We start from the raw sequence: 26634 nt of genomic DNA on the forward strand, positions 1-26634 counted from the left end.
AGGAGCCAACAAGCGCAGCGCGTTAGCCAGCCGAATGACTCCGCGCATAAATATACGGTGCGACGTAGCCCTCACGGTTGACGTCCAGATAATCCGACCACCATTGCATCATTTCGATTCTGGCTTCCAGATGCTCGGCTTTATGCACGTAAGCTGCTCGCACGCCGTTGCGTTCTTTGTGGCTCATCTGTCGCTCAATGGCATCCTTTGACCAGCGTCCCGACTCGTTCAGGGCGCTACAGGCCATGGTTCTGAAGCCGTGGCCGCATACCTCGCTTTTGGTGTCGTAGCCAATCACGCGCAGCGCCTTGTTGATGGTGTTCTCACTCATTGGCTTGTTCAGGGTATGTGCGCCCGGAAAAACGAAGACCGATTCGCCGGAAATTGCCTGAATCTGTTTCAGCAGGGCGACCGCCTGCCGTGACAGCGGCACCAGATGTTCATCCTTCATTTTTGCGCCACGCTCAGAGAACCGCACGCCGTCTACCGCTTCACGCTGGGCGGGTACGCTCCAGATATGCGCTTTCAGATTGAATTCATCCCAGCGAGCAAAACGGAGTTCGCTGGAGCGCAGGAAAACATGCAGATTCAGCTCCAGCGCCAGACGGGTAAGCATCCGGCCTTTGTAGTTGTCAATCTTCGCCAGCAGTTCAGGCAGGCGTTTTAGCGGCAGGGCGGGGTGATGTTGGGTCACGACCAGGGTCACGACGCCATCCAAATCGTAAGCCGGATTGTATTTGATGACGCCCTGCTGTACGGCATGACGCATGATTTTGGTCAGATGCTGGCGCACCCGTCCGGCGACGTCATGCACGCCTTTATCGTCAATCGCCTTAACCAACTGCGCCAGATGGCGGGTTTCAACCTGCGCGATATCCATTGCGCCAATGGCGGGAAAAACGTAGCGTTTCAGGCAGGTAAGAATTTTATCGGCGTGTGCGTCCGACCAGAGCTTGAGGCTGCTGGTGTGCCACGCCTGAGCGACATACTGAAAGGTGCGGGATTCATCAACGGCGGGATTGTTCGTTTTGCGAAGCTGAGAAGGGCTGATGCCGGATGCCAGCAATTTACGCGCCGCATCACGCTTTTCACGGGCTTCTGCCAGTGTGGTTTGGGGGTAGGGACCAAAGGCCAGACGGCTTTCCTTACCGCCGAAGCGATAGCGGAAATACCATAGCTTAGCGCCGCTGGTGGATACCGTCAGGTACAGGCCTTGCGAGTCAGTGAGCTTATAAGATTTTGCGAGAGGTTTCGCGGATCGGACTTTGCTGTCAGTTAACATGTGAGGGTCACTCCCGTTCATCGAACTGAATGACCCGCAATCTGACCCACAAATTCCCCGATACGAAGGGATAAATCAAAACGCATCGGAAAAGATTTTCACGCCAACTTATTGAATTACATGCACATAGGAATTTATAAGGAGGCATAAAAAAGGAAAGGTGGTGCCCGGACTCGGAATCGAACCAAGGACACGAGGATTTTCAATCCTCTGCTCTACCGACTGAGCTATCCGGGCAACGGGGCGCATTAAACCGTATTGGCCGCACGGCGTCAACGGGTTTCTGTCACAAAGCGGAGCGCCTGCGCTATTTTCAGGCAATTGTATTATTTGCTAGCCGATTTCTGGCGATCCTTTCAGCACGCTTATATCCGTCATACTTCAAGTTACATGTGCGTTGGCTGCGTTTAGTCACCCGAATCACTTACCTGAGTAAGCTCATCGGAACTCCTTTCCTTGCCGCCTGCCTGAAACTCGAATTATTTAGGGTATAGTGCGATAACGTTTCTTCCTGATTCGCACGGCATGTTTCGTTGCACTTTTTACCGCCTTGAGTGCGGGCTGGATTGTTGAATTTGATGAAGAATAATGCCACTATTGCGCGGTTTTTAACGTCTCGTTCACCTGAACGCCCCTTTAAGCGTAGTTAGCGTTAGCTAAAGAGGATCGCCGATATGTCAGATTCATTGCTCATGGTGCAGAATGCTCGCGCCAGCTCGTTGATGACGTCACTGCGTGTATCTTCTTATCACCCCTGCGCGATTGACTTTTCTCCCCGTCGATTATCCTCCTTCACCATGCGGTGAGGCGTTCGTTCGCTCACTGTTAGGCATGAGTAAAAATAGAGTACGCCTCTGCTTTTACTGATGTCTATCGGATGGTGCTGGCTCCAGTTTTTCCATTCTTGGCCTACAGTTTACCTGTAGGGATCATACGCTTGTCGTTATTGATTGGCATTGTGATTGGTCGGGATTGTTATCCCTGAACGGTGTCTTCCAGGCACGTACACTTACCCTTAACCGTTTGGGTTTGGTTACATGAAACAGTTAAAAATTGCGGCGAATGCAGCGGTTGCCACCCGTTTAATCACAACGCGCGAGATTGTCGCGTTGAGTCAGACCGACTTCACCGATGTGGCGGCGGTCGTGGTTTCGATTGAGGAAGCCCGTAGCGGCATTCTGTCGATATTGCAGCACACTGGCTTTAGTATCCCGGCGTTTGTCGAAGAGCCTGATGAAGATAAAGAGCTGGATGTTCTGCCTGCGGGCAGCGAATGGCTGATTCTCGATGACGAAGGCGAGCACGCGAACGTGCTGGAACGTGCAGCGAAAGCCTATCAGGATGCGCTACTGCCGCCGTTTTTCGATACGCTGACCAAGTACGTCAACATGAAAAACACGACGTTTGCCTGCCCGGGGCATCAGGGCGGTCAGTTCTTCCGCAAGCATCCAGCGGGGCGTCAGTTTTTTGAGTTTTACGGTGAGAACGTTTTTCGTTCGGACATCTGTAATGCGGACGTCAAACTGGGCGATTTGCTGATCCATGAAGGGGCAGCGAAGAAGGCGCAGAAGCACGCCGCGCGCGTGTTTAACGCCGATAAAACCTATTTCGTGTTGAACGGCACGTCCTCCGCGAACAAAGTGGTGACGAACGCGCTGCTGGCGCGTGGTGATCTGGTGCTGTTTGACCGTAACAACCATAAATCCAACCACCACGGTGCGCTGATTCAGGCGGGTGCGACGCCGGTTTATCTGGAAACCGTGCGCAACCCGTTCGGCTTTATCGGCGGCGTGGATGCGCACTGTTTTGATGAAGCTTATCTGCGCAAGCTGATTGCGGAAGTTGCGCCGGAACGCGCCAACGAGCCGCGTCCGTTCCGTCTGGCCGTCATCCAACTCGGCACCTATGACGGCACCATTTATAATGCGCGTCAGGTTGTCGATAGCATCGGGCACCTGTGCGACTACATTCTGTTTGACTCCGCCTGGGTCGGCTATGAGCAGTTTATCCCGATGATGGAGCAGTGCTCGCCGCTGTTGCTGGATCTGAATGAGAACGATCCGGGCATCTTTGTCACTCAGTCGGTGCATAAGCAGCAGGCGGGCTTCTCCCAGACCTCGCAGATCCACAAAAAAGATACGCACATCAAAGGTCAGCGTCGTTTCTGCAACCATAAACAGCTGAATAACGCCTTTATGCTGCATGCTTCGACCAGCCCGTTTTACCCGCTGTTCGCCGCGCTGGACGTCAATGCCAAAATGCATGAAGGGGCAAGCGGGCGTCGGATGTGGATGGACTGCGTGAAGTTGGGCATTGAGGCACGGAAGCAACTGCTGACGCGTTGTTCGCTCATCAAACCGTTTGTACCTGTGACGGTAGGCGGCGCGCTGTGGCAGGATCACGATACGGAGACGATCGCGCAGGACGTGCGCTTCTTCAACTTTGAGCCGGGCGAGAAATGGCATGCGTTTGAAGGCTATGCGGAGGATCAGTACTTTATCGATCCTTGCAAGTTACTGCTGACCACGCCGGGTATTGATGCGATTAGCGGCGATTATACCGAATTTGGCATTCCGGCGACGATTCTGGCTAACTACCTGCGCGAGCATGGCATCATCCCTGAAAAATGCGACATGAACTCGATCCTGTTCCTGCTAACGCCAGCGGAAGATGCAGCAAAAATGCAGGAACTGGTGAATGCGCTGGTACATTTTGAAACGCTGATCGCCCGCGATGCGCCGTTGAGTGAAGTGCTGCCTAGCCTGTACCAGAAATACAAAGAGCGTTATCGCGGTTATCGTCTGCGTCGGCTGTGTCAGGAAATGCATGACTTTTACGCTCAGCACAACGTGAAAGATCTGCAAAAAGCGATGTTCCGCAAAACCGAGTTTCCATCCGTGGTGATGCTACCGCAGGATGCCAACAGAGAGTTTGTGCGCGGCAATATCGAACTGGTTCCTGTCGCTGAAGCAGAAGGCCGTATAGCGGCAGAAGGGGCATTGCCGTATCCGCCGGGCGTGCTGTGCGTCGTGCCGGGGGAAACCTGGGGCGGGGCGGTACAACGCTATTTTCTGGCGCTGGAAGCGGGCATTAACCTGCTGCCGGGCTTCTCACCGGAATTGCAGGGTGTCTATAGCGTCGCAGAAGAAGATGGCAGCAAGCGTCTGTACGGTTACGTGATCGAAGCGTAATGACGAATAGCAGTAAGCAAAGGCTCTCAGGCTCGGAAACGAGCCTGAGTTTCTTCTGTCTTAACGCAGGCTGGATTCCTGCTGGTCGGCGAGCGCCACGGCTTCGCGCTGCTTTTTCAGCCCGCGCCAGCCGATAATCAGCATGATCGTCAGTACCGGAATCGTCGCAACCGTCCAGGTGCCGTTTGGATAATCAAACGCCATTAGTCCCAACACGCTCACCAGAAAAGCCAGCGTCAACCACGATGTCACGGGCGCACCGGGCATTTTGAACGCCACGGGTTTGGCTTTCCCCTGACGAATCGCTTTGCGCAGCTGCATCTGGCACAGAATGATGAACGCCCAGGAGCAGATAATGCCGAGTGAGGCGATATTCAGGACGATCTCGAACACCTGCGACGGCACCACGTAGTTCAGCACCACGCCGATAATGTGGATGGCGACCGTGACCAAAATACCGGTATAGGGCACGGACTGGTTGCTCATTTTCGACAGAAAAGCGGGAGCCGAACCGCCCAGCGACAGCGAGCGCAGAATGCGCCCCGTCGAGTACAGGCCGGAGTTCAGGCTGGACAGCGCGGCGGACAGCACCACGATATTCATGATCGTGCCGATATAGGGAACGCCCAGCTTGCTGAAGAAGGTCACGAACGGGCTTTGCCCCGCCTGATAAGCGTTCCACGGCAGCAGGCAGACCAATAGCGCGACAGAGCCGACGTAGAACAGGCCGATACGCCAGATGACGCTGTTGACCGCTTTCGGCAGCACTTTCTCCGGGTCTTTACATTCGCCTGCGGTTGTCCCGATGATCTCGATGCCGGCAAAGGCAAATATTACCCCCTGAACCAGCACCAGCGCGGGCAGAATACCGTGTGGGAACAGGCCGCCGTTATCGGTAATCAGATGCAGGCCGGGTGTGTTGCCGTCCAGCGGGCTGCCCGTGCCGAGATAGACCGTACCGACCACCAGAAAAATGGCGATGGCCGCAACCTTAATCAGCGCGAACCAGAACTCCATTTCGGCAAACCACTTCACGCCAATCAGGTTCATCAGCGTGACGATGGACAGCGCACCCAGCGCGAACAGCCACTGCGGGACATCGGCAAAGGTGCCCCAATAGTGCATGTAGAGCGCGACGGCGGTGATGTCGACAATCCCGGTCATCGCCCAGTTGAGGAAGTACATCCAGCCTGCCACGTAGGAGGCCTTTTCACCCAGAAACTCACGCGAGTACGACACGAAGCTGCCACTCGTGGGGCGATGCACGATCAGTTCGCCTAATGCACGCAGAATGAAAAAAGAGAAGATACCGCAAACCAGATAGACCAGAGCCAGCGCGGGCCCAGCCATTTGCAGACGCGCACCTGCACCAAGAAATAAACCGGTGCCGATGGAGCCGCCAATCGCGATCATCTGTACGTGGCGGTTACCGATACTTTGGTGATAACCCTTTTCGTGGAGACGTTGCTCGGCGACATGATGCTCGCCATGAGGGGAGGAATGTTGTGTCATTGATGTCGGTGTTTTCCTGTCTATCACGCATCTCTTGGCGACGCGCTTGCTATTATTATTTCGAATTCAACTGGTTATGTTTTTGCCTGGGGCATTTTCTTATAGTGCGCTGAACGCGGTCAGCCGCATGGCAGAAAACAACGGCAGCGATGCTACCTTTTCCTGTGTGCTGTGGCAAAAAATGGAGAGAAGGAAAGTGTGTCAGAGCATGATGGCGTGGGGATTGCGGTGCGTCATGCAGGGGAAAAATTTCACCGCTCCGGTTATGTGAGAAATACCGGAGCGGGATGAAGCGCAAAAGGTGATGGGTTACGCGCCGACATCCGCGCGCGTTGGCCCTTGAAAATGGATGGCGTTGATATGGCAACTGCGTGGCTGGATGAGCACGAAACGCATGGCTTCCCATATCGAGCGGGCATTCAGCAGGTGCTCGCCCATTTTTTCCTCGCTAGCCGGATAGTCATCCAGGCCAGTGACCTCGAAATCTGGCGGATAAAACCCCGTCACGCGAATATTGTCCTGTGCGACATGGTGCGTCAGATTCTGGCTAAAACCGCTCATACCGTGCTTGGCGGCGAAGAAAGCCGGGTGGGCGATAGAATCGTGAAACTGCGGTATGCCGCAGACCGAAACCATCGCCAGAATATCAGCGCCCGGTGAACGGCGCAGGCTCGGCAATAGCGCTTTGGTGAGCAGGATAGACCCGGTCAGGCCGGAGTTGATGGTGCTGACGATATCCGCATCGGTGTCTTCTTCGCCCAATGCGCCTTCCAGCCATTGGGCGGCGCTGAGCACCAGAATATCGACGGGCGCACTGTCTTCCAGTAACTGTGCGGAAAAATCCCTGACCGAATCAGGATTGGCGATATCGCACTGATAGGCGCGAGCTGTGCCGCCCTCCTGATGAATAATGTCGACGCTGGCCTGTGCATCGGCCAGTTTACGGGCGCAAAGATCGACTTTCACGCCTTCGCGAGCCAGCCAGACGGATACCGCTTGTCCAAAATCGCGACCTCCGCCGGTGACAATCGCGCGTTTACCTTTCAGCATCATGTGTTCCCTTAACAACGTCTGTTCTTCCGTTCCTGCGCATCCGGCAACGTGGCGGGATGCGGCATGAATGTGCTCGTCAGGTTTTCGGGGAGTTGGCCTGCGCAGCGTCTTCTTCAGCCTGCCGTAAAATGGCTTTGGCGACCCACTGTGTGACATCCTGAATGCTGTCTTCTTCCAAATGCCAGATATCTTTCAGCACCAGAAAAACCTCGGAGCCGTAAATGAGTGATAAGGCATAAATCACCCGCTGTTGTGCTTCTGGCGTGATTTTCCCTTCCAGCGGTTCGGTGGCAATTTTGAGCAGGCGTTTACGATTGCCGCGCGTCAGCGTATCCGTATGGAGACGATTAGAACGGCGATCTGCCCATTGTTGCAGTGACAGATGCAGGGCGGCACGCAGCGCACCTTCATGTTCCAGCATTCTGGGGTAAGCAAAATGCAGCAGTTCGGCAACGCGTTCGCTGGCGTCCGGCTGTGTCGGGTGCCACGCCAGAATCGGGCCAAGGCTTTCGCCGACCACGGCGGAGACTAACGCACTCTGTGTCGGAAAATAGCGGTAGGCCGTGGCGCGTGAAAGCTGAGCCGCAGCGGCAACATCGGTAATGGAGGGAAATATGCCCTGGTCGAACATATTCATCGCGGTATCAATTAATAAACGACGGGTTTTCGCCCGTGTTGATGTCAGTTTTTCATCCCGTTCAATCACATAGACCTCATTGAATTTTCGGGCCGGAAGCTATCGTGCAGCACGGCGTTATCGCCAGAACTATAGCAAATTGAGTGATTCTTGTGCCACGTCAAGCTTTCTTACTGTTAATGTAATGTCGTACATAACATTTTGAGACTTTTGTCTCATTTGAGTGTTTAATGATTTGTCTTTCTGATACTCAAGTCTCAATATGGCGACAAATTAATCTTATCTGTTTTTGGTTTCTTGTAATTGTTATTTATATCAATCTGTTAATTGTTTCACTAATGGTGGGAGGGAGACCAAGTGGGAAGTAAAGTTGGCAGCGTTTATATTGCAAGTACAGCTGATACTAAAGGGAAAGAACAGATTTACGTCCGCGATCTGATTGCCGCTACAGGCTTGAAAACCGTCACGGTCGATCTGTCAACGACACTGCCGTCAACGGATGCAGGGGTGTCAGAGGTGACAGATATCCGTGCAGAAACGGTGGCATCGTACCACCCGCAGGGCGCGTCGGCGGTGTTTTGCCATGACAGAGGGCAGGCGATTGGCGCCATGGCTGTCGCGTTTGAGCACTTCATGCTGTCTCGTGATGATATTGCCGGGGTACTTGGGCTTGGCGGTTCCGGCGGCACGGCGTTGATCACGCCTGCGATGCAGGCGTTACCGATTGGGATGCCGAAGCTGATGGTGTCGACGATGGCCTCCGGCGATATTTCCGGTTACATCGGTGCCAGCGATATAAGCATGATGTATTCCGTTACCGATGTGGCGGGCCTGAACCGCATTTCTCGTCAGGTTCTTGGCAACGCCGCGCACCAGATCGCCGGTGCCGTGAAATTTAAGACTCAGGAACATCATGACGATAAGCCCGCGATTGGCCTGACCATGTTTGGCGTAACGACGCCGTGCATTCAGGAAGCCAGTAAATTGCTGGAAGCGGAGTTTGACTGTCTGGTCTTTCACGCGACGGGCAGCGGCGGGAAAGCGATGGAAAAGCTGGTGGACAGCCATTTGCTCACTGGCGTGCTCGATCTCACGACGACTGAGGTGTGCGATTTACTGTTTGATGGCGTGCTCGCCTGTGGGCCGGAACGGTTTGACGCAATAGCCAAGACGCAGGTGCCTTACGTGGCCTCCTGCGGGGCGCTGGACATGGTGAATTTTGGCGCGCCCGCCAGCATACCGGAGAAATACGCGCATCGTCTGTTCTACAACCACAACGCACAGGTCACTCTGATGCGTACGACGATAGACGAAAATATCGCGATGGCGCGCTGGATTGGGGAAAAGCTGAACCGCTGTGAAGGTGAGGTACGCTTCCTGATTCCGGAAGGCGGCTTCTCCGCGCTGGATGCGCCGGATCAGGCATTCTGGCACCCGGAAGCGCGTGATGCGTTTATCAGCACGCTAGAGAGCGTCGTTCAGCAAACGGCAAGACGACAGATTATTCGTCTGCCTTTCCATATTAACGATCCTTTATTTGCCCACGCGGCTGTCGATGCGTTTCGGGCTTTAGTGAAATAAGAAGGGAAAAAGTATGAAGTCAGGCATGAATCGTCAGGAACTGCTGGCAAAATTCCGCGAAATGATCGCCCGCCGCGAGCCGATTATCGGTGGTGGCGCAGGCACCGGCCTTTCCGCGAAATGTGAAGAAGCGGGCGGCATCGATCTGATCGTGATCTACAACTCCGGACGCTATCGCATGGCGGGGAGAGGTTCTCTGGCTGGCCTGCTGGCTTACGGCAACGCGAATGAGATCGTTGTGGATATGGCGAAAGAGGTTCTGCCAGTCGTGAAGCATACGCCAGTGCTGGCGGGCGTGAACGGAACCGATCCTTTCTGTCAGTTTGATAAGTTTCTGGATGATCTGAAAGCGCTGGGTTTCTCTGGCGTGCAGAACTTCCCAACCGTTGGTCTGATTGACGGTAATTTCCGCGCCAATCTGGAAGAAACTGGCATGGGATATGCGCTGGAAGTGGACATGATTCGTCTGGCGCATGAAAAAGACATGCTGACCACGCCTTATGTGTTCAGTGCGGCAGATGCCGTCGCGATGACGAAAGCAGGGGCGGATATTATTGTGCCGCACATGGGGTTAACCACCGGCGGCAACATTGGGGCGGAAACCGCACTGAATCTTGCAGATTGCGTGCCGTTGATTAATCACTGGGCGAATGAGGCGAAGTCCATACGCAAGGATGTGATTGTACTGTGCCACGGCGGGCCGATTTCAACACCGCAGGATGCGCAGTTCATTATGGATCACTGCCCGCAGTGCGATGGTTTTTACGGTGCCAGCTCGATGGAGCGGCTGCCGACAGAAACAGCGTTAACGGCTACAACACAGCAATTCAAAAAAATTAAGCGTTAACACACTTTTTTGGCTCTCTACCTGCTGATGTCCCAATGCTGGAACAAAGGCGGGTAAATTTTGCGCCAATATCAGGGAATACGGCCAGCATATGCTGGCCGCAGTTTTTTGTGAGCGACAGATTTATGTATCACAGGGAGGTACTCAATAGCGTTTTAGGTCGCACAGGGAAGAAAGTCATTGTTATAAATGCTATTTTTCACAAAGCAGAAACTTCGGAGAAATAGGTATGACATGGCGTATCACGATAGGATTAGTCACGAACTTACTCCTCAGCTTTGCCGTTATGGCGGATGCTGGCATTGGCTTTCAACAGATAGCATTAGCGGATGAGGCCAATAATAGGCCGTTAGACGTTGCCGTATTTTATCCGGTTTCGTCATCCTCACAGAGCACGATCATGGGTGACAATGCCGCCTTTCCCGGCATCGCGGTGAGTAAAAACGCCGTGCCTGAATCCGGTGAGCACCCCTTGATCGTGGTTTCGCACGGCTACGGCGGGAGTTGGTTTAATCAACTTTGGCTGGCACAGGTGTTGGTTAAACAAGGCTATATTGTCGCTGCGCCCAACCACCCCGGAACTACCTTTAAAGATATGCGAGTTGAGAACGCTCAGGCTTTGTGGCAACGGCCTCATGATATTAGCCGCGTCATTACGGCATTACTCGCCACGCCAGAAAAAACGGGGCAGGTTGATGCGAAGCGCATTGCTGCCGTGGGGCACTCACTGGGGGGATGGACGGTGTTGGTGCTGGCGGGAGGACGCTTTAGTACGGATCAATTTGAGAAAGGTTGCCTGACGCACGCCGGGCTGGCGTCCTGCAAAGTATATGAAAAGATGCAGGTTGCAAAAAATGCCGCATCGCGCGCACAGCTTGATAAATCACTGGCAGATCCACGCATCAGCGCGGTGGTCTCGCTGGATATGGGGCTGGCGCGAGGGTTTACCGCAGAGAGTCTGGCGGCAATAAATATTCCTGTCTTGATTATGGCTGCGGGGTATCCCAATGAGGAACTACCCGCCGAGCTGGAATCCCACGATCTGGCGAAGAAGCTGTCACCAGCGCATTCAACCTACAAGGAAATTGCCGATGCGACGCATTTTAGTTTTATGCAGCTTTGTAAGCCGGGCGCCGTTGAGATTATCAACGCCGAGAACCCAGGGGACGGCATGATTTGTCTCGATGGCGGTGAGCGTTCGCGTGAGCTGATTCATCAGGACGTTGCGAAGGATGTCAGCGAGTTTCTTCAGGCGGCGTGGCGGAAGCCGTAGCCTGTTCCCGAAGTGGGTACTGACTACGCCAGACGCTGGGGCTCATCCCCGTTAGCCGCAGAAATTCACGGTTGAAGTTTGATTTAGTCTGAAACCCGCTGGCCAACATGATATCCGTAATTCGGGCATCTGTTTCGCTGAGGAGGCGCTTCGCCTCCTCTATGCGATATTCGTTCATCACCTGCGAGAAATTACGACCGTGAACGCGGTTGATGGTTTCGGACAAGCGCCGGAGCGGTATGCTCATACGCCTGCTCAGGCGTTGAAGCGTCATGTTAGGATCAGTGTACAGCGCGTGAGTGCGGATGAAATCGTCTAACGCTTTTGCGAGCTGGTGCTCGTCTTCAGTGGCGGGCGGTGCTTCGGTTTTTTGGGCAGCAGGCGGTACAAGCCCTGCTTGTGGGCTTGTACGGTGTGTGACGATCAGCAGGGTCAATATCGCCAGCATGACAAAGTGGAATGCGGTGATGATGACCGTCGCGCGACTGCCGCTGTAGAAAGCGATATCCAGTGCAATCACCGTATCGATAGCGCCGGAGAGCAGCACATACAGCCCGGCGATAAGCGGCGCACTTTTCCACCACTCAAGGGGCGTTTGCAGCCGGCGCGCGGTGTAAATCAGCGCTGACCCATAGCCGAAGTAAATACTCACCAGCATCATATCGATGAGCGGAATGGTCGTTTTGCTTTGGACTGCGTTTGCGCCAAGAATGAGTAAAGGTGGTAACAGATGCCCGAGAGAACTGCCGCGTCTGCGGGTTAGATCCTCTGATTTCTTTTCGCCGCGGGGGAAAAGGCAAAGCCATAGAAGAGGCGGAATTGATGCGGCAATCGCAGGTTGGATAAACAGGGGTAAAGCCACGTGGCTACCCCAGCGTAACGCGACCAGCGTCAGGGCAAGACAGCTCACGCCGATGAATAGCGCTTCTGTCTTGGCATTGCGTTTTTTGGCGTTCTTGTTAGGAACGTTCTTGTTAGAAAGATGGTGCTGAATATCCAGAAATCGGACGCGGAAAAACAAAATAACCAACAGAAGTGCGGTAATAAACGGTAAGGGAATTGCGGTCATCGTGTTCTTCAGAAACGTTATGGTAGATATCTGGTCTGATGAAACCGCGCTACCGGCTTTATTATTCCGGGAGCGCGGCGTTCTGTGGCGCGCGTGAATTAACGGCGATAATTTTTCTGCGCCGTGTTCACTTTGTACAGATAGCGGCGGGATTCGCCAGACGGATGCTTCGTCGTCAGCGTTTGGTAGACATCGCTCGGCGACATGTTGTTGATAATGCCTACGGCGCGATCCCGATCGCTGGAGAAGACGCGCAACACGCTGCCTGCGCCACCGTTATACGCGGTGATGACGGCGTAGCGTTTCGACGTCGGGTTTTCAATACCGGCCAGATAGCTGTTCTTCAGAATCGACAGATAGGCGGTACCTGCGTCGATGTTTTGTTCTGGATCGAACAGATAACTACGGCTCGGCTGTCCCCATTTCCCTTTCATCTTGAAGACGTCGCGTCCTGCGCTGTGCTGTACCACCTGCATCAGACCCAGCGCATCGGAACGGCTGACGGCGTAGGGGTTGAAGCTGGATTCTGTCTGCATAATCGCCAGAATCAGCGACTCTTCAATGCCGTAACGCTCGGATGCTTTCCGCACCAGTGGCAGGTATTTATGCGCACGCTTATCCAGATGGTTAGGCACAAGCTGCATCGTGACCGACCAGATAACGTGCAGGCCGGAGGTACGTTTTTGCAGACGGTTCTGGAGCAGATAATCCGCGAAGCTGGCGGCACGGCCTTCCCAGCGGATCGGTTGTCCGGTGTTATCCAGCACCTGACCATACAGCAGCGGCTCGCGGCTAATCTGAATATCGTTAGCGTCGGAATACAGATCGGTGTTACTGGCGTCGTCGCCCATCAGCAGGGTGGTGATAATCGCCTGGCGTAGGCTGGCAACGGAATTGGTCGCCGAAATGGTTTCAATCGTGATTGAACCGGCATCAAAGTTGATGTGGCTACGCGTCTGATATTGATCGGTGTATTTGACGTAGTCTTTCGGACCGGCGATCAGAACTTCATTCATGCCCCAGATATTTTCGATGTTGTGGGCAAACTGGCCCATCAAAATATCGAAGGCGTTGGTATCCTTGATAAACTCTTCGTTGTCGGCATTCCCTTTGTTTCCCGAACAGGAAACCAGCAGTGGTGCAATGACCAGCAGCGCTAACATTTTCTTCATATAACAAGCCGTGTCGGAATGGGGACGTAAGCGGGCCCGAAAGCCCGCCATCTCAGTGGCTCGGAGGCGTATAGCCTTCGATGTGTACGTCCTTCCCTTCAAACAGGAATTTGATCATTTCCTGTTCCAGCAGCTTACGGTCGTCAACGTTCATCATGCTGAGTTTTTTCTCGTTGATCAGCATGGTTTGCTTGGTTTGCCACTGCGCCCAGGCGTCTTTAGAAATTTCGTTATAGATGCGCTTGCCCAGATCGCCGGGATAGAGCTGGAAATCTTGCCCTTCGGCGTCGCGTTGTAAAAAAGTACAAAAAATCGTTCTGCTCATGCTTCTTCCTCATCAATTGCGCAGGCATTCAAATGTGTAGGCTGCGGGTGAGCCAGTTCCCTCAGCAGGCGTTCTACCGGGGCGGCCAGTCCGACAGACGGCGGCTGCGCTAAGTTATACCAGAGACCCGCATCGTCATCCATGCAGGACCTGTTTTGTGAGCGATCGCTCTGCGATACGTCCAGCCAGAGCGGAACGATATCCAGATGAAAATGGCTAAATGTATGGCGGAACGCGACAAGCTGTTGCAATCCATCAGGATTCAGACCGCGTTGTTGCATCCAGAGTTCCAATTCCCGACGCTCGCTGAACTGCGGGAAGCAAAATAACCCGCCCCACAGGCCCACGGCAGGGCGCTGTTGCAGCCAGACCTGAGAACCCTGCTGCATCAACAGGAACCAGCCGGTTTTCTCCGGCAGCGTCTGTTTTGGTTTCTTACCGGGATATTGTGCCCAGCTGTGGTTGGCGTAGGCCATGCAGCCCGTGCTCAGCGGGCACAGCTCGCACTTGGGGCGGCTGCGGGTACAGACCATCGCCCCGAGATCCATCATCGCCTGATTAAACTGGCTGACGCCTTCGGCTGGCGTGACGTCTTCACTTCGCGCCCACAGCTTCTTTTCGACCTCTTTCTTGCCCGGCCAGCCGTCAACGGCGTAGCAGCGTGCCAGCACGCGCTTCACGTTGCCGTCGAGAATCGGATAATGCTGGCCAAGAGAGAGCGACAGCACGGCGCCGGCAGTGGAACGCCCGACGCCCGGCAGCGCCGCGACTTCATCAAACGTGGTGGGGAATTCGCCGCTGTGACGTGACACGATGGTCTGGGCCGCTTTGTGCAGGTTGCGCGCGCGGGCGTAGTAGCCCAGCCCGGTCCATAAGTGGAGCACTTCGTCCAGCGGCGCTGCCGCCAGCGCGCTCACATTGGGAAAACGCTCCATAAAGCGTTGGAAATAGGGAATAACCGTGGTGACCTGCGTTTGTTGCAACATCACTTCGGATAGCCATACTTTATAGGGAGTTTTCTCAAGCTGCCACGGCAGAGTTTTGCGGCCATAGCGTTGGTACCAGTCCAGCACCTGATGGGCGAACTGTTGCGCTTGCATCATAAAATGGGGTCACTATCCGACAGGTAAAAAGTTTGACAGCGATTCCAGCACAGAGTGAATGTGCTGTAAACCGGAACTTTCCGAGGCAGTGGGCTTGATAAACCACGGTATCCTTGCATAATGCGCGTTTCCTTAATGAAATCGGACAGCAAGTAAGCACTCTTTATGATTAACAACGTCATTTCACCGGAATTTGATGAAAATGGGCGCCCGATGCGTCGTATCCGCAGTTTTGTCCGCCGTCAGGGGCGTTTGACCAACGGGCAACAGCTGGCGCTGGATAACTACTGGCCGGTGATGGGCGTGGAATATCAGACCGAACAGGTAGATTTTAACGCGCTATTTGGTCGTGGCGCGCCAGTGGTGCTGGAAATTGGTTTTGGGATGGGCGCCTCGCTGGTGACGATGGCGGCACAGCATCCTGAGCAGAATTTCCTCGGTATTGAAGTTCATCTTCCAGGCGTGGGGGCGTGCCTCGCTTCCGCACAGGAGGCGGGAATCAGCAATCTGCGCGTAATGTGTCACGATGCGATCGAAGTGCTGATGAAGATGATCCCGGATGGCTCACTGTCCATGGTTCAACTCTTCTTCCCTGACCCGTGGCACAAAGCCCGCCATAATAAACGCCGTATCGTTCAGGTGCCTTTCGTCGAACTGGTACAGAGTAAGCTGAAAGTTGGCGGTGTGTTCCATATGGCAACAGATTGGGAACCTTATGCGCAACATATGCTCGAAGTGATGACGTCTGTCGCCGGGTACCGCAACCTTTCCGATAAGAATGACTACGTTGAGCGGCCGGATTCCCGTCCGCTGACGAAATTTGAAGCGCGCGGCCAGCGTTTGGGGCATGGCGTATGGGATCTGATGTTTGAGAGGATAAAATAAAATGGCACAAGCTCGTAGCCGTCGTTTACGTAAAAAACTGCACATTGATGAATTTCAGGAATTAGGCTTTTCGGTCAGCTTCCGTTTTCCTGAAGGCACTAACGTGGAAGACATCGATCGACTGATGGATAAGTTCGTCGATGAGGTGATTGAACCACAGGGCCTGGCATTTGAAGGCAGCGGTTATCTGCACTGGGAAGGTCTCATCTGCCTGCAAAAACTGGGTCACTGTACCGAAGAGCACCGCCAACTGGTTAGCCGCTGGTTGGAAGAGCAGAAACTGACAGATGTGAAAGTCAGCGATCTGTTCGATATCTGGTGGGATCTGCCAGAAAACCTGCTGTAATTTTTGCTTCAGTAAAAACAGAAAGGCCTTGGTTTACGCCAACGCGCTGATCTAAGAAAAAATGCCTGAGCTGATTGTGGCTCAGGTGTTATCCGCCTCATCAAAGGGCACATTGCCACTTTCCCGCCACTGCCGTTGTTTTCTTCAGGAGAAAATATGTCGCGTAAAATGACCTTGGGTTTATTGATGTTGCTGTCCTGGCAAGCGCAGGCGGCCTACCAGTGCAACGTGAACCCGCAGGATGACATTATTATCAGTCCGCAGCACGTACAGGTCGTGGGTGCCAGCGGCAATTTACAGCTTTCCCCGCAGGGCGATATCGTCCGCAACGGTACGCCGCTGACCCTGAACGCCGAACAGCGCCAGAAGGCCAAAGCCTATCAGGCGGATGTGCGCCAGCAACTGCCGTGGATCGATCAGGGCGCGCAGCAGCATCTTGAAAAGGCGCGCGTCGCGCTGGATAAAGTGATCGTGCAAGAGCTCGGCAGCGACAGCAATGTGCGTAATCGTCTGACTACGCTGGATAAACAGCTCAAACAGCAGATGAACCGTATTATCGAACACCGCAGTGATGGTCTGACGTTCCACCATCAGGCGATTAAGCAGGTTGAGCAGGATGGCAAGCAGATCGTGCAGCAAAGCATGGGCGGCGTCTTGCAGGATAGTCTGAACGAAATGGGCGTAAAACAGATGTCCAGTGGCGGCAACCCGCTACAGGCGATGATGGGCAACCTCGGCGGTTTGCAGAAGGCGATTCAGGCCGAGTGGAACAATCAGGAATTGGAGTTCCAGCGCTTTGGCAACGATGTATGTAGCCGCGTCACGTCGTTAGAAAACCAGCGCAAGAGCCTGTTGCAGACGCTGAAGTAAGTTGAAGCAGCTTAAAGCTGCTTAAGGAAACGGGCTGAGGCCCGTTTTTTCCGCTGCCGATAGCTATACATAGTTAGCAGCCTATCAAAAAAAGTTCATTTTTGTGCCACGTCTGATTAACGATACCGACATATTTTTCCGCCAATATTGTTCAATATTTATACACCCTCAGCATTCGCCTTCCGAATCGTATTAATGCCCCCTGTTTATGGGAGATTTTTTATGATGCAGTTGTCTAGACCTCCGACCACGCTCTATCAGGCGATTGCTGCCCGGCTAGAAGAAGCGCTACGCGAACGCTACAAATGTGGCGACTACCTTCCCTCTGAAAAGCAACTGGCTACGCACTACGCCGTTAATCGCCATACGTTACGCCGCGCCGTGGATGATCTGGTGAAAAAAGGGTTGGTTCAACGTCGTCACGGCGTGGGAATTTTGGTGCTTATGCGACCTTATGATTATCCGCTGCATGCGCAGGCCCACTTCAGCCAGAATCTGTTGGATCAAGGCAGCAGTCCTTCCAGCGAACGACTCCTGGCGATGTTAAGTCCGGCCAGTCAGGAGATTGCCACCACGCTGGGCTGTGACGAAGGCGATAACATCATCCATTTGCGCACGCTGCGTCGGGTTAACGGCATACCCGTCTGCGTCATTAACCATTTCCTGCCTAACCTTTCTTGGTGGCCGCACCTACAGCAGTTCAATAGCGGCTCACTGCACGACTTTATTACCGAGCGGCTGAATCAGGTGCTGGTTCGCACGCAAACGCGCATCAGTACGCGGCTGGCTCAGGCTAAGGAAAGCCGACTGTTGGAAATCGACGTGCAGGCACCGCTGCTGTGCTTGCGCACGCTGAATAAAACCGCAAACGGTGAGAGCGCCGAGTACTCCATCAGCCTGACCCGTGGCGATATGATCGAACTGACGCTGGAGCACTAGATGGATACGCTAACACGCCGTCAACAGTGGCTTTCGGTGCTGGCATTTAGCCCGGTTGCCGAGCTGGAAAAGCGCTGGTACGCGCTCGATTTACACCCGCAGTATGCCCTGCTGCGCGCGGCTGAAATTGGCCTGACTCGTCTACAGGCGAGAATGGGAGGAACGGGCAAGCGTTTTGTGCTGGGGGATATGACGATGACGCGTGCCGTGGTGCGTCTGGCTGACGGTACGTGTGGTTACAGCTATGTTGCCGGGCGCGATAAAACTCACGCCGAGCGCTGTGCCGTCATTGATGCCCTGTTGCAGCAGCCGGAAAACCACGATCGGTTACAGGAGCACCTTATCCAGCCTCTGGCAGCGCAGCGTGCCGAGTTGTGTGAACAGCGCGCGCGTGAAATTGCCAGTAGCAAGGTCGATTTCTTCACGTTGGTTCGCGGAGATAACTGATGTCTATACAGGCGAGCTTTGCGCAGCCGGTGGCTGACGCGCAGTGTGCTTTTCGGCGCATCCTCAAAGCCGTAAGCGAGCCGGGCGTAACGGTGACTTTGCCGTTACAGCACGGGTGGGGGAAGCTGTCTCCTGCCGCGACGGCGGTGATGTTGACGCTGGTAGATCGCGATACGCTACTCTGGCTGGATGACGCATTGAATGATGAAACCCTCCGCAGCAACCTGCGTTTTCATACCGGTGCGATACTGACCCACGATGAATCGGCGGCCTTCGCCTTGCTTCACGTCTCATCAGCCATCGTGCTGTCGCGGTTTTCGGCGGGTGACGTTATGTCGCCGGAAAAGAGTACCACGGTCATCATCGAGGTCAGTTGCCTGACCGGCGGCACGCCGCTGCGTCTGAGCGGGCCGGGGCTGGAAACCCCACGTATCGTTGACCCGTCGTTGACGCCGGACATATTGCGTTATCTCTGCCACCGCCCCGATCCTTTTCCGCAAGGTATCGATCTGATGTTCACCTGTGCCGATGCCATGATGGCGTTACCGCGCACCACTTACGTGGAGGTCTGCTGATGTATGTCGCCGTGAAAGGGGGGGAGAAAGCGATCGAGAATGCCCATCGCTTACAGGACGATCTGCGCCGTGGGGATCGTGACATCCCGGAAATTGACTGCCAGCAGGTTGAACAACAGCTCGGGCTGGCAGTCGATCGCGTGATGACCGAAGGCGGTATCTACGATCGTGAACTGGCTGCGCTGGCGATCAAGCAGGCCAGTGGCGATGTAGTGGAAGCCATTTTTCTGCTGCGTGCGTATCGCACGACGCTGCCGCGACTGGCCGACAGCCAGCCGTTAACGACGGCGAACATGCGAATTGAGCGGCGTATTTCGGCAGTCTACAAAGATGTGCCGGGCGGTCAGGTACTCGGCCCAACCTACGATTACACTCACCGCTTGCTGGATTTCACGCTGCTTGCCAACGGTGACACACCCGCGCCGTCCGTGGCGGATACACCGCTGGAAGCCGCGTGCCCGCTGATATTTGATCTGATGACTCGCGAAGGATTTGCTGTCAGGGAAGAGGATGACGGCAGCGAACCGTGTGATATCACTCGCGATCCCCCGAGCTATCCCGCCCCGCGTTCGGCGCGTCTGCAACAGCTGGTACGAGGGGATGAAGGATTCCTGCTGGCATTGAGCTACTCGACACAGCGCGGCTATGGCCGCACCCATCCCTTTGCCGGCGAGATCCGCACCGGCTTTGTCACGGTAGAGATTGTGCCGGAGGAGCTGGGGTTTGCGCTGGAAATCGGCGAAATCCTGCTGACCGAGTGTGAAATGGTCAACGGGTTTACCGACAGAGATGAGGAAGCACCGCACTTTACCCGAGGCTACGGATTGGTGTTTGGGCGGGCGGAGCGTAAAGCCATGTCGATGGCTCTGGTGGATCGCGCGCTGCAAACCGCAGAGCATCACGAACGGGTGACCAGTCCGGCACAGGATGAGGAGTTTGTGCTGTCGCATGCGGATAACGTCGAGGCGGCGGGGTTTGTCTCTCATCTCAAATTACCTCATTACGTCGATTTTCAGGCCGAGCTGGAGCTATTGAAACGTCTGCGTCAGGAATATCAGGAGGGTAAAAATGCATGAGTTAAGCGGCTATAACCCTGGCTATCTTGATGAGCAAACCAAACGGACTATCCGGCGCGCTATTCTGAAGGCGGTGGCGATTCCCGGCTATCAGGTGCCGTTTGGCGGACGAGAAATGCCGATGCCCTATGGTTGGGGAACCGGCGGCATTCAGCTCACCGCCAGCCTGATTGGTGAAAACGATGTGCTGAAAGTGATCGATCAGGGCGCGGACGATACGACCAATGCCGTATCCATCCGGCGTTTCTTTCAGCGCGTAAGCGGGGCGGTGACCACCGAACGTACCGTCGAGGCCACGCTGATTCAGACGCGCCACCGCATTCCTGAAACACCGCTGAAAGAAGATCAGATCCTGATCTATCAGGTGCCTATCCCTGAACCTCTGCGTTTTATTGAGCCGCGCGAGGTCGAGACGCGCAAAATGCATGCGCTGGAAGAGTACGGCATCATGCAGGTGAAACTGTACGAAGATATCGCCCGCTATGGCCATATTGCGACAACCTATGCGTATCCGATGAAGGTGAACGATCGCTATGTGATGGATCCGTCGCCTATTCCCAAATTTGATAACCCCAAAATGCACAGGATGCCGGCGCTGCAACTGTTTGGCGCAGGCAGAGAAAAGCGCATTTACGCTTTGCCTCCCTACTGTGACGTGAAAAGTCTGGATTTTGACGATCACCCGTTCTGCGTTCAGCGCTGGGATCAGCCCTGTGCACTGTGCGGTTCGCACGACAGCTACCTTGATGAAATCGTGATAGATGATGAAGGATCGCGTCTGTTTGTCTGCTCCGATACCGACTACTGCCGTCAGCAGCAGGAGAAAAACAGCCATGAACCGCAGTGAACAGCCGCTGCTGGCGGTCAATAACCTGACGCACCTTTATGCGCCGGAAAAGGGCTTTGAAGACGTCTCGTTTGAACTTTTTCCGGGGGAAGTGCTGGGGATTGTCGGGGAGTCGGGATCGGGGAAAACGACCTTATTACAGGCTATCTCGGCACGTTTAACGCCACAGCAGGGAACGATTACTTATCAGGGACGCGATTTATATCGCCTGAGCGAAAGTGAGCGGCGACGTCTATTGCGCACCGAATGGGGCGTGGTGCATCAGTATCCGCTTGATGGCCTGCGCCCGCAGGTTTCGGCCGGCGGCAATATTGGTGAACGGCTGATGGCCGCCGGGCAGCGCCACTACGGCGAGATTCGCCAGCAGGCGAGCCAGTGGTTACAGGACGTTGAAATCCCGGTGGCGCGTATTGACGATCTGCCCACTACCTTTTCTGGCGGTATGCAGCAGCGCCTGCAAATTGCTCGTAGTCTGGTGACGCGCCCCAAATTGGTCTTCATGGATGAACCGACCGGCGGCCTTGATGTTTCCGTGCAGGCTCGTCTGCTGGATCTCTTACGCACTCTGGTGCGTGAACTGAATCTGGCGGTGGTGATCGTGACGCATGATTTGGGCGTCGCGCGGATGTTGGCCCACCATCTGATCGTGATGAAACAAGGGCGGGTTGTCGAAAGCGGCCTGATTGACCGCGTGCTGGACGATCCCAGACACCCTTATACGCAACTGCTGGTTTCGTCAGTCCTGAACTGACGGAAGCCTCGCGAATCCCGCGCCAGCGCGGGTGAATCAGGTTGTAATCAATCGGAACACGCCATGAACACACAACTGCGCGTTGAGCATGTTTATAAAATCTTCGTGTTACACAATCAGCACGGTGCATCGCTGCCCGTGTTGCATGATGCCAATCTTGAAGTCAAATCAGGGGAGTGTGTGGTGCTGGATGGTCATTCCGGCAGTGGTAAATCCACGTTGTTACGCTCGCTGTATGCCAACTACCAGCCTAACAGCGGTCACATCTGGGTAAAGCACCACGATCGCTGGGTTGATCTGGTGAACGCCTCGTCACGGCAAATTCTTGCCATTCGCCGCGACACCATTGGCTGGGTCAGCCAGTTTTTACGGGTGATTCCCCGCGTCTCTACATTGGATGTCGTCATTCAGCCCCTGCTGGAGCGCGGTATTGCGCGTGCCGAGTGTGAAGCGCGTGCCAGACAACTGCTCGCCCGGCTCAACGTCCCGGAACGGCTATGGTCGCTGCCGCCGTCGACTTTCTCCGGTGGTGAACAGCAGCGGGTGAACATCGCTCGGGGGTTTATCGCCGACTATCCGATTCTCCTGCTGGATGAACCTACCGCGTCGCTGGATAGCGGCAATAGCCATGTGGTGGTTCAACTGATTGAAGAAGCCCGTGAGCGCGGAGCGGCAATTGTCGGCATTTTCCATGACGGTGCGATGCGTAACCGGCTCGCCACGCATTTACACGCTATGCAACCTTATCTTGGGATGCCGCAACATGATTATCAATAATGTGCATTTGGTGTTGGAAAATGAGGTGGTTTACGGGTCGTTGGAAGTGCAGAACGGCGTCATTCTTCACGTCAGCAGCGCATGCTGTCAGCAGCCCGAAGCTATTGATGGCGAAGGCGGGTTTCTGCTGCCGGGGCTGGTAGAGCTGCATACCGATAATCTCGATAAATTTTTTACCCCACGGCCAAAAGTGGACTGGCCAGCCTACTCGGCGATGAGCAGCCACGATGCGCTGATGGTGGCGAATGGCATCACCACCGTACTGGACGCGATTGCCGTGGGTGATGTGCGGGACGGCGGCCATCGCTTCGATAATCTTAATAACATGATCGAGGCGATCCGTCAGGGGCAGGAAAAGGGGCTAAACCGTGCCGAGCACCGATTACATCTGCGCTGTGAGCTGCCCTATGACGCTACGGTTCCGCTGTTTGAACAACTGATGAATACGCCCGACCTACTGCTGGTGTCATTGATGGATCACTCGCCCGGCCAGCGCCAGTACACATCGTTGCAGAAATACCGTGAGTATTTTCAGGGAAAATATCATCTCAGCAATCAGCAGATGGCAGCGTTCGAGGAAGAACAGATGGCGCTGGCCGCGCGCTGGTCTCAGCCCAATCGGCTGGCAATTGCGGCACTCTGCCGTAAAAAGGGGATCACCTTGGCTAGCCATGACGACGCCACGCTAGAGCACGTTAACGAATCCCTTCAGGTGGGCAGCGCGATTGCTGAATTTCCCACTACCGAAGCGGCGGCGAGATGCTCACACGAACGTGGGTTGCTGGTGTTGATGGGGGCTCCCAACGTGGTACGCGGTGGCTCGCATTCGGGCAACGTGTCGGCCAGCCAACTGGCGCAGCAGGGGCTATTGGACATTCTCTCTTCCGATTACTACCCCGCCAGCCTACTTGATGCCGCATTTCGTCTGGCACAGGATGAGAGCAACCCTTATGACCTGCCGCGCGCCATTACCTTGCTGACACGCAATCCCGCTCGCGCCATCGGGCTATACGATCGCGGTGTGATTGCTGAAGGAGGACGTGCCGATTTGGTGCTGGCACATACGCTTCACGGCCATGTGCATATTCGTCATGTGTGGGCAAAAGGGGAGAAGGTGTACTAATCGGTTGATTTGCTTCGTTGTGGGAGTCTGGGGGATAACGAGAGGTTTGCAAATCGTTGCAATTGGTCATTTTTTAATCACTAATTATTCATGAAATCATCACGCCGTCTGTTCTTAATGAGTGGGTTACCTCACCGCATGAGGATACCAAGATGGCACAGGTACTATTGAAATCCGGCCTTGAATTCAAAACACAGTTGCAGCCCGTTCAGTCGCAAAAGGTGCTGTCCGTTCGAGGCGTGGGGAAAGCGTGGTCTCCACAACATCGGGTGCTAGACGACATTAACTTCGATCTGCACACGGGAGAATTGCTTGCCGTCATTGGCCGCTCCGGGGCGGGAAAATCGACGCTGCTGCACCTGTTAAACGGCACGATTGCAGCCTCCGACGGTGAAATTATCAGCCACAGCGGTGAGCAGCCGCAGGATATTATCAAGCTCAGCCAGCGGCAGATACGCCAGTGGCGCGCCCACTGTGGCATGATCTTTCAGGATTTCTGTCTGGTTCCGCGGCTGGATGTACTCACCAACGTCTTGTTAGGCCGCCTTAGCCAAACCTCCACGCTCAAATCACTCTTTCGCGTGTTTTCCGACGAAGACCGCGCTCGCGCCATCGAACTGCTGCAATGGGTAAATATGCTGCCGCAGGCGTTACAGCGTGCGGAAAACCTCTCTGGCGGCCAGATGCAGCGCGTCGCCATCTGTCGTGCCCTCATGCAGCAGCCCAGAATTTTGCTGGCCGATGAACCGGTCGCATCGCTCGATCCCAAAAATACCCGCCGCATTATGGATGTCTTGCGGGAAGTGAGTCAGCAGGGGATTAGCGTCATGGTTAATCTGCACTCGGTGGATCTGGTGAAGCGTTACTGTACGCGCGTCATCGGGATCGCTCAGGGGCGCATTGTTTTTGACGGCCACCCAACGCGATTGGATGAGCCGCTGCTTCATACGCTGTATGGCGATGAACTTAACGTACATTAGCGTTATATGTGTTTAACACGATGGCCTTTGACACGAGAACAGGTGATAACAATGAGAAAGATCTTTGGTTTGGCGATGATGTTAACCAGCTCACTGACCGTCTTCAGCGCCACGGCAGCGGGGATGCCGAAAGAGCTGAATCTCGGTATTTTGGGCGGGCAAAATGCGACACAGCAGATCGGTGATAATCAGTGCGTCAAACAGTTCCTTGATAAAGAACTGGGGGTTGAGACCCAGTTGCGTAATGCTTCTGATTACTCCGGCGTCATTCAGGGGTTGCTGGGAGGAAAAGTCGATCTGGTTCTGAGCATGTCGCCATCGTCTTTTGCTTCCGTCTATCTGAAAGATCCTAACGCGGTGGACATCGTCGGTATCGCCGTTGACGATAAAGACCAGTCACGCGGCTATTACTCTGTGGTCGTGGTCAAAGCCGACAGCCCGTACAAAAAGCTGGAAGACCTGAAAGGGAAATCTTTTGGCTTTGCCGATCCCGATTCCACCTCGGGCTTTCTGGTGCCCAACCAGATATTCAAACAGAAATTTGGCGGAAACAACGATAACAAATACAACAACTTCTTTTCCAACGTGACGTTTTCTGGCGGCCATGAGCAGGACATTCTGGGCGTACTTAACGGTCAATTTGACGGTGCCGTCGCCTGGACATCGATGGTGGGCGATTACAACACGGGCTACACCGCCGGCGCTTTTACTCGCCTGAGCCGCATGGATCATCCGAATCTGATGCAGCAGATCCGTATTATCTGGCAATCCCCGATCATCCCGAACGGCCCGATTCTGATCAGCAACAAGCTACCCGCGGATTTCAAGCAGAAGGTCATTTCCGCGGTAATGAAACTGGATAAAGAACAGCATGAATGCTTTGCTAAAGCGATGGGCGGTACTCAGCATATCGGTCCGGCAAGCCTGAATGACTACAAACACATCATAGAAATGAAACGCGAACTGACGAAAGGCAACCGCTGATCGAAAACTGGCGCGTCGCCATTCCCTCAACGCCCGTTCGGACGCGACATTGAACGGGCGGCAACATTTTCAGTGCGCTAATCAAAGTCAGGGTAGGACTGATCGCCCGCTAAACAGGACACCGCTTTGAATAATGACTTTGAGCACTATTATCAACAGATTAAAGGGCGGCAAAAGCGCGAGGCGCTGCTGTGGTCTCTACTGCTGGCCTGCCTGTTTCTTGGAGCGGGCAAGGTTGCCGAATTCAGCCCCGCCACCATCTGGCATTCTCTGCCGAGTTTTTTCAGCTATCTGCGCGATACGCTGCCTGTATTGCACTGGCAGCAGCTTCTGGCGAACGTTCACACCGAAGGCTCTCTGGCTTATTGGGGATATCGGCTGCCCATACAGCTGCCGCTAATCTGGGAAACGCTGCAAATGGCGCTGGCTTCTACGGTCATCGCGGTGGCGGTTGCCGCGATGCTGGCATTTTGTGCCGCTGCGAATACGCAAAGCTCGATGCTGCTGCGTGTGGCTATTCGCGCGCTGGTGGCCTTTTTACGCACCATGCCGGAGCTGGGCTGGGCGGTCATGTTTGTCATGGCTTTTGGTATCGGCGCCATGCCCGGCTTTATTGCGCTGGCGCTGCACACCGTAGGCAGCTTAACCAAACTGTTTTATGAGTCTCTGGAAAGTGCTTCCGATCGGCCAGTACGCGGTCTGGCAAGCTGTGGTGCCAGCAAGCTCCAGATTATGCGCTTCGCCTTCTGGCCACAGGTAAAACCGATCTTTCTCTCCTACAGCTTTATGCGTATGGAGATTAATTTCCGCTCTTCCACCATTCTTGGTCTGGTTGGTGCGGGCGGCATTGGTCAGGAACTGATGACCAACATTAAGCTCGATCGCTACGATCAGGTGAGCATGACCTTGCTGCTGATTCTTGCGGTGGTCTCGCTGCTGGATGGCGTCTCCGGCTATTTACGCCGCCGCGTGGTAGAAGGAAAGTGATA

At 54.5% G+C, this 26634-nt stretch carries 26 protein-coding genes and 1 tRNA gene; 18 read left to right on the plus strand and 9 right to left on the minus strand.

Translation table 11 applies throughout. From position 1 onward, the window contains the following. Positions 1–22: 22 nt before the first annotated feature. On the minus strand, positions 23–1282 hold the full coding sequence (locus tag R9X49_RS00530) for a tyrosine-type recombinase/integrase (protein ID WP_319846792.1): 1260 nt from the start codon (positions 1280–1282) through the stop codon (positions 23–25). A gap of 161 nt (positions 1283–1443) precedes the next feature. Continuing rightward, positions 1444–1519: transfer RNA gene (locus R9X49_RS00535), tRNA-Phe, on the minus strand. 800 nt (positions 1520–2319) lie between these two features. Between R9X49_RS00535 and R9X49_RS00540 the strand changes: the two genes are divergently transcribed. Further along, on the plus strand, positions 2320–4473 hold the full coding sequence (locus R9X49_RS00540; protein ID WP_319846794.1) for an ornithine decarboxylase: 2154 nt from the start codon (positions 2320–2322) through the stop codon (positions 4471–4473). A 60-nt stretch (positions 4474–4533) separates the two neighbouring features. Here the strand turns inward: R9X49_RS00540 and ansP are convergent, their stop codons facing one another. From ansP to R9X49_RS00555, 3 genes are all read right to left on the minus strand, one after another. Then, the gene (gene ansP / locus R9X49_RS00545; protein WP_319846795.1) at positions 4534–5985 is read right to left on the minus strand and encodes an L-asparagine permease; all 1452 of its coding nucleotides are present in this window, start codon (positions 5983–5985) and stop codon (positions 4534–4536) included. 309 nt (positions 5986–6294) lie between these two features. Further along, the gene (locus R9X49_RS00550) at positions 6295–7035 is read right to left on the minus strand and encodes an SDR family oxidoreductase (RefSeq protein WP_319848554.1); all 741 of its coding nucleotides are present in this window, start codon (positions 7033–7035) and stop codon (positions 6295–6297) included. 79 nt (positions 7036–7114) lie between these two features. Continuing rightward, the gene (locus R9X49_RS00555) at positions 7115–7744 is read right to left on the minus strand and encodes a TetR/AcrR family transcriptional regulator (protein ID WP_319846796.1); all 630 of its coding nucleotides are present in this window, start codon (positions 7742–7744) and stop codon (positions 7115–7117) included. Positions 7745–8032: 288 nt separating this feature from the next. Between R9X49_RS00555 and R9X49_RS00560 the strand changes: the two genes are divergently transcribed. The 3 genes from R9X49_RS00560 to R9X49_RS00570 all read left to right on the plus strand — a co-directional run bounded on the left by R9X49_RS00560 (position 8033) and on the right by R9X49_RS00570 (position 11376). Then, positions 8033–9256 carry a Tm-1-like ATP-binding domain-containing protein gene (locus R9X49_RS00560; RefSeq protein WP_319846797.1) on the plus strand — a complete coding sequence of 408 codons (1224 nt, stop codon included), beginning with the start codon at positions 8033–8035 and terminating at the stop codon, positions 9254–9256. A 13-nt stretch (positions 9257–9269) separates the two neighbouring features. Beyond that, positions 9270–10103: a phosphoenolpyruvate hydrolase family protein gene (locus R9X49_RS00565; RefSeq protein WP_319846798.1), complete on the plus strand. Its 834-nt coding sequence runs from the start codon at positions 9270–9272 to the stop codon at positions 10101–10103. Between the two features lie 229 nt (positions 10104–10332). Continuing rightward, entirely contained in the window at positions 10333–11376 is a 1044-nt protein-coding gene (locus R9X49_RS00570) for an alpha/beta hydrolase family protein (RefSeq protein WP_319846799.1), read from the plus strand. On the opposite strand, the gene R9X49_RS00575 is transcribed toward R9X49_RS00570, so the two are convergent. From R9X49_RS00575 to mutY, 4 genes are all read right to left on the minus strand, one after another. Next, positions 11339–12445 (minus strand): helix-turn-helix domain-containing protein, encoded by a 1107-nt coding sequence (locus R9X49_RS00575; protein ID WP_319846800.1) that lies wholly within the window; start codon positions 12443–12445, stop codon positions 11339–11341. The genes R9X49_RS00570 and R9X49_RS00575 overlap by 38 nt on opposite strands. A gap of 98 nt (positions 12446–12543) precedes the next feature. Beyond that, entirely contained in the window at positions 12544–13617 is a 1074-nt protein-coding gene (mltC, locus tag R9X49_RS00580) for a membrane-bound lytic murein transglycosylase MltC (protein WP_319846801.1), read from the minus strand. Positions 13618–13669: 52 nt separating this feature from the next. Further along, positions 13670–13942, minus strand: a complete 273-nt coding sequence (locus R9X49_RS00585; RefSeq protein WP_225087105.1) for an oxidative damage protection protein — start codon at positions 13940–13942, stop codon at positions 13670–13672. Next, positions 13939–15045 (minus strand): A/G-specific adenine glycosylase, encoded by a 1107-nt coding sequence (gene mutY / locus R9X49_RS00590; RefSeq protein ID WP_319846802.1) that lies wholly within the window; start codon positions 15043–15045, stop codon positions 13939–13941. The genes R9X49_RS00585 and mutY overlap by 4 nt, the downstream gene beginning before the upstream one ends. A 165-nt stretch (positions 15046–15210) precedes the next feature. Here mutY and trmB point away from each other — a divergent pair, with 165 nt between their 5' ends. The 14 genes from trmB to phnE all read left to right on the plus strand — a co-directional run bounded on the left by trmB (position 15211) and on the right by phnE (position 26632). Continuing rightward, positions 15211–15930 carry a tRNA (guanosine(46)-N7)-methyltransferase TrmB gene (gene trmB / locus R9X49_RS00595; RefSeq protein WP_319846803.1) on the plus strand — a complete coding sequence of 240 codons (720 nt, stop codon included), beginning with the start codon at positions 15211–15213 and terminating at the stop codon, positions 15928–15930. Position 15931: 1 nt separating this feature from the next. After that, positions 15932–16276, plus strand: a complete 345-nt coding sequence (locus R9X49_RS00600; RefSeq protein ID WP_271876392.1) for a YggL family protein — start codon at positions 15932–15934, stop codon at positions 16274–16276. Between the two features lie 156 nt (positions 16277–16432). Continuing rightward, complete coding sequence (locus R9X49_RS00605; protein ID WP_319846804.1) at positions 16433–17146, plus strand: DUF2884 domain-containing protein; 714 nt, start codon at positions 16433–16435, stop codon at positions 17144–17146. 225 nt (positions 17147–17371) lie between these two features. Next, positions 17372–18085 carry a phosphonate metabolism transcriptional regulator PhnF gene (phnF, locus tag R9X49_RS00610; RefSeq protein ID WP_319848555.1) on the plus strand — a complete coding sequence of 238 codons (714 nt, stop codon included), beginning with the start codon at positions 17372–17374 and terminating at the stop codon, positions 18083–18085. Further along, a complete protein-coding gene (phnG, locus tag R9X49_RS00615; RefSeq protein ID WP_319846805.1) occupies positions 18086–18532 on the plus strand; it encodes a phosphonate C-P lyase system protein PhnG in 447 nt (148 codons plus the stop codon). After that, positions 18532–19107 (plus strand): phosphonate C-P lyase system protein PhnH, encoded by a 576-nt coding sequence (phnH, locus tag R9X49_RS00620; protein WP_319846806.1) that lies wholly within the window; start codon positions 18532–18534, stop codon positions 19105–19107. Before phnG ends, phnH begins: the two co-directional genes overlap by 1 nt. After that, positions 19107–20183, plus strand: a complete 1077-nt coding sequence (locus R9X49_RS00625) for a carbon-phosphorus lyase complex subunit PhnI (RefSeq protein WP_319846807.1) — start codon at positions 19107–19109, stop codon at positions 20181–20183. The genes phnH and R9X49_RS00625 overlap by 1 nt, the downstream gene beginning before the upstream one ends. Then, entirely contained in the window at positions 20176–21030 is an 855-nt protein-coding gene (locus tag R9X49_RS00630) for an alpha-D-ribose 1-methylphosphonate 5-phosphate C-P-lyase PhnJ (protein ID WP_319846808.1), read from the plus strand. The genes R9X49_RS00625 and R9X49_RS00630 overlap by 8 nt, the downstream gene beginning before the upstream one ends. Continuing rightward, the gene (gene phnK, locus R9X49_RS00635; protein WP_039506316.1) at positions 21017–21781 is read left to right on the plus strand and encodes a phosphonate C-P lyase system protein PhnK; all 765 of its coding nucleotides are present in this window, start codon (positions 21017–21019) and stop codon (positions 21779–21781) included. Before R9X49_RS00630 ends, phnK begins: the two co-directional genes overlap by 14 nt. 63 nt (positions 21782–21844) lie before the next feature. Continuing rightward, positions 21845–22558, plus strand: a complete 714-nt coding sequence (gene phnL / locus R9X49_RS00640) for a phosphonate C-P lyase system protein PhnL (protein ID WP_319846809.1) — start codon at positions 21845–21847, stop codon at positions 22556–22558. Next, positions 22545–23681, plus strand: coding sequence for an alpha-D-ribose 1-methylphosphonate 5-triphosphate diphosphatase (phnM, locus tag R9X49_RS00645; RefSeq protein WP_319846810.1), 1137 nt, complete (start codon positions 22545–22547; stop codon positions 23679–23681). The genes phnL and phnM overlap by 14 nt, the downstream gene beginning before the upstream one ends. Before the next feature lie 152 nt (positions 23682–23833). Next, on the plus strand, positions 23834–24661 hold the full coding sequence (phnC, locus tag R9X49_RS00650) for a phosphonate ABC transporter ATP-binding protein (protein WP_319846811.1): 828 nt from the start codon (positions 23834–23836) through the stop codon (positions 24659–24661). Positions 24662–24712: 51 nt separating this feature from the next. Then, complete coding sequence (phnD, locus tag R9X49_RS00655) at positions 24713–25645, plus strand: phosphonate ABC transporter substrate-binding protein (RefSeq protein WP_319846812.1); 933 nt, start codon at positions 24713–24715, stop codon at positions 25643–25645. A gap of 126 nt (positions 25646–25771) precedes the next feature. Next, a complete protein-coding gene (phnE, locus tag R9X49_RS00660) occupies positions 25772–26632 on the plus strand; it encodes a phosphonate ABC transporter, permease protein PhnE (protein WP_319846813.1) in 861 nt (286 codons plus the stop codon). Positions 26633–26634: the final 2 nt, after the last annotated feature.

Source organism: Pectobacterium carotovorum (genome assembly GCF_033898505.1).
Classification (GTDB): Bacteria; Pseudomonadota; Gammaproteobacteria; order Enterobacterales; family Enterobacteriaceae; genus Pectobacterium; species Pectobacterium carotovorum_J.

Bases quoted from the DNA above. Each gene is read 5' to 3' on its own strand.
- ansP (WP_319846795.1), bottom strand. From the start codon at position 5,985: ATGACACAACATTCCTCCCCTCATGGCGAGCATCATGTCGCCGAGCAA.
- phnD (WP_319846812.1), top strand. From the start codon at position 24,713: ATGAGAAAGATCTTTGGTTTGGCGATGATGTTAACCAGCTCACTGACC.
- R9X49_RS00630 (WP_319846808.1), top strand. From the start codon at position 20,176: ATGCATGAGTTAAGCGGCTATAACCCTGGCTATCTTGATGAGCAAACC.
- mutY (WP_319846802.1), bottom strand. From the start codon at position 15,045: ATGATGCAAGCGCAACAGTTCGCCCATCAGGTGCTGGACTGGTACCAA.
- trmB (WP_319846803.1), top strand. From the start codon at position 15,211: ATGATTAACAACGTCATTTCACCGGAATTTGATGAAAATGGGCGCCCG.
- R9X49_RS00605 (WP_319846804.1), top strand. From the start codon at position 16,433: ATGTCGCGTAAAATGACCTTGGGTTTATTGATGTTGCTGTCCTGGCAA.
- phnF (WP_319848555.1), top strand. From the start codon at position 17,372: ATGCAGTTGTCTAGACCTCCGACCACGCTCTATCAGGCGATTGCTGCC.
- R9X49_RS00625 (WP_319846807.1), top strand. From the start codon at position 19,107: ATGTATGTCGCCGTGAAAGGGGGGGAGAAAGCGATCGAGAATGCCCAT.
- R9X49_RS00540 (WP_319846794.1), top strand. From the start codon at position 2,320: ATGAAACAGTTAAAAATTGCGGCGAATGCAGCGGTTGCCACCCGTTTA.
- phnH (WP_319846806.1), top strand. From the start codon at position 18,532: ATGTCTATACAGGCGAGCTTTGCGCAGCCGGTGGCTGACGCGCAGTGT.
- phnM (WP_319846810.1), top strand. From the start codon at position 22,545: ATGATTATCAATAATGTGCATTTGGTGTTGGAAAATGAGGTGGTTTAC.
- R9X49_RS00570 (WP_319846799.1), top strand. From the start codon at position 10,333: ATGACATGGCGTATCACGATAGGATTAGTCACGAACTTACTCCTCAGC.
- R9X49_RS00550 (WP_319848554.1), bottom strand. From the start codon at position 7,035: ATGCTGAAAGGTAAACGCGCGATTGTCACCGGCGGAGGTCGCGATTTT.
- phnL (WP_319846809.1), top strand. From the start codon at position 21,845: ATGAACACACAACTGCGCGTTGAGCATGTTTATAAAATCTTCGTGTTA.
- phnK (WP_039506316.1), top strand. From the start codon at position 21,017: ATGAACCGCAGTGAACAGCCGCTGCTGGCGGTCAATAACCTGACGCAC.
- R9X49_RS00530 (WP_319846792.1), bottom strand. From the start codon at position 1,282: ATGTTAACTGACAGCAAAGTCCGATCCGCGAAACCTCTCGCAAAATCT.
- phnC (WP_319846811.1), top strand. From the start codon at position 23,834: ATGGCACAGGTACTATTGAAATCCGGCCTTGAATTCAAAACACAGTTG.
- R9X49_RS00600 (WP_271876392.1), top strand. From the start codon at position 15,932: ATGGCACAAGCTCGTAGCCGTCGTTTACGTAAAAAACTGCACATTGAT.
- mltC (WP_319846801.1), bottom strand. From the start codon at position 13,617: ATGAAGAAAATGTTAGCGCTGCTGGTCATTGCACCACTGCTGGTTTCC.
- phnG (WP_319846805.1), top strand. From the start codon at position 18,086: ATGGATACGCTAACACGCCGTCAACAGTGGCTTTCGGTGCTGGCATTT.
- R9X49_RS00565 (WP_319846798.1), top strand. From the start codon at position 9,270: ATGAAGTCAGGCATGAATCGTCAGGAACTGCTGGCAAAATTCCGCGAA.
- R9X49_RS00575 (WP_319846800.1), bottom strand. From the start codon at position 12,445: ATGACCGCAATTCCCTTACCGTTTATTACCGCACTTCTGTTGGTTATT.
- R9X49_RS00585 (WP_225087105.1), bottom strand. From the start codon at position 13,942: ATGAGCAGAACGATTTTTTGTACTTTTTTACAACGCGACGCCGAAGGG.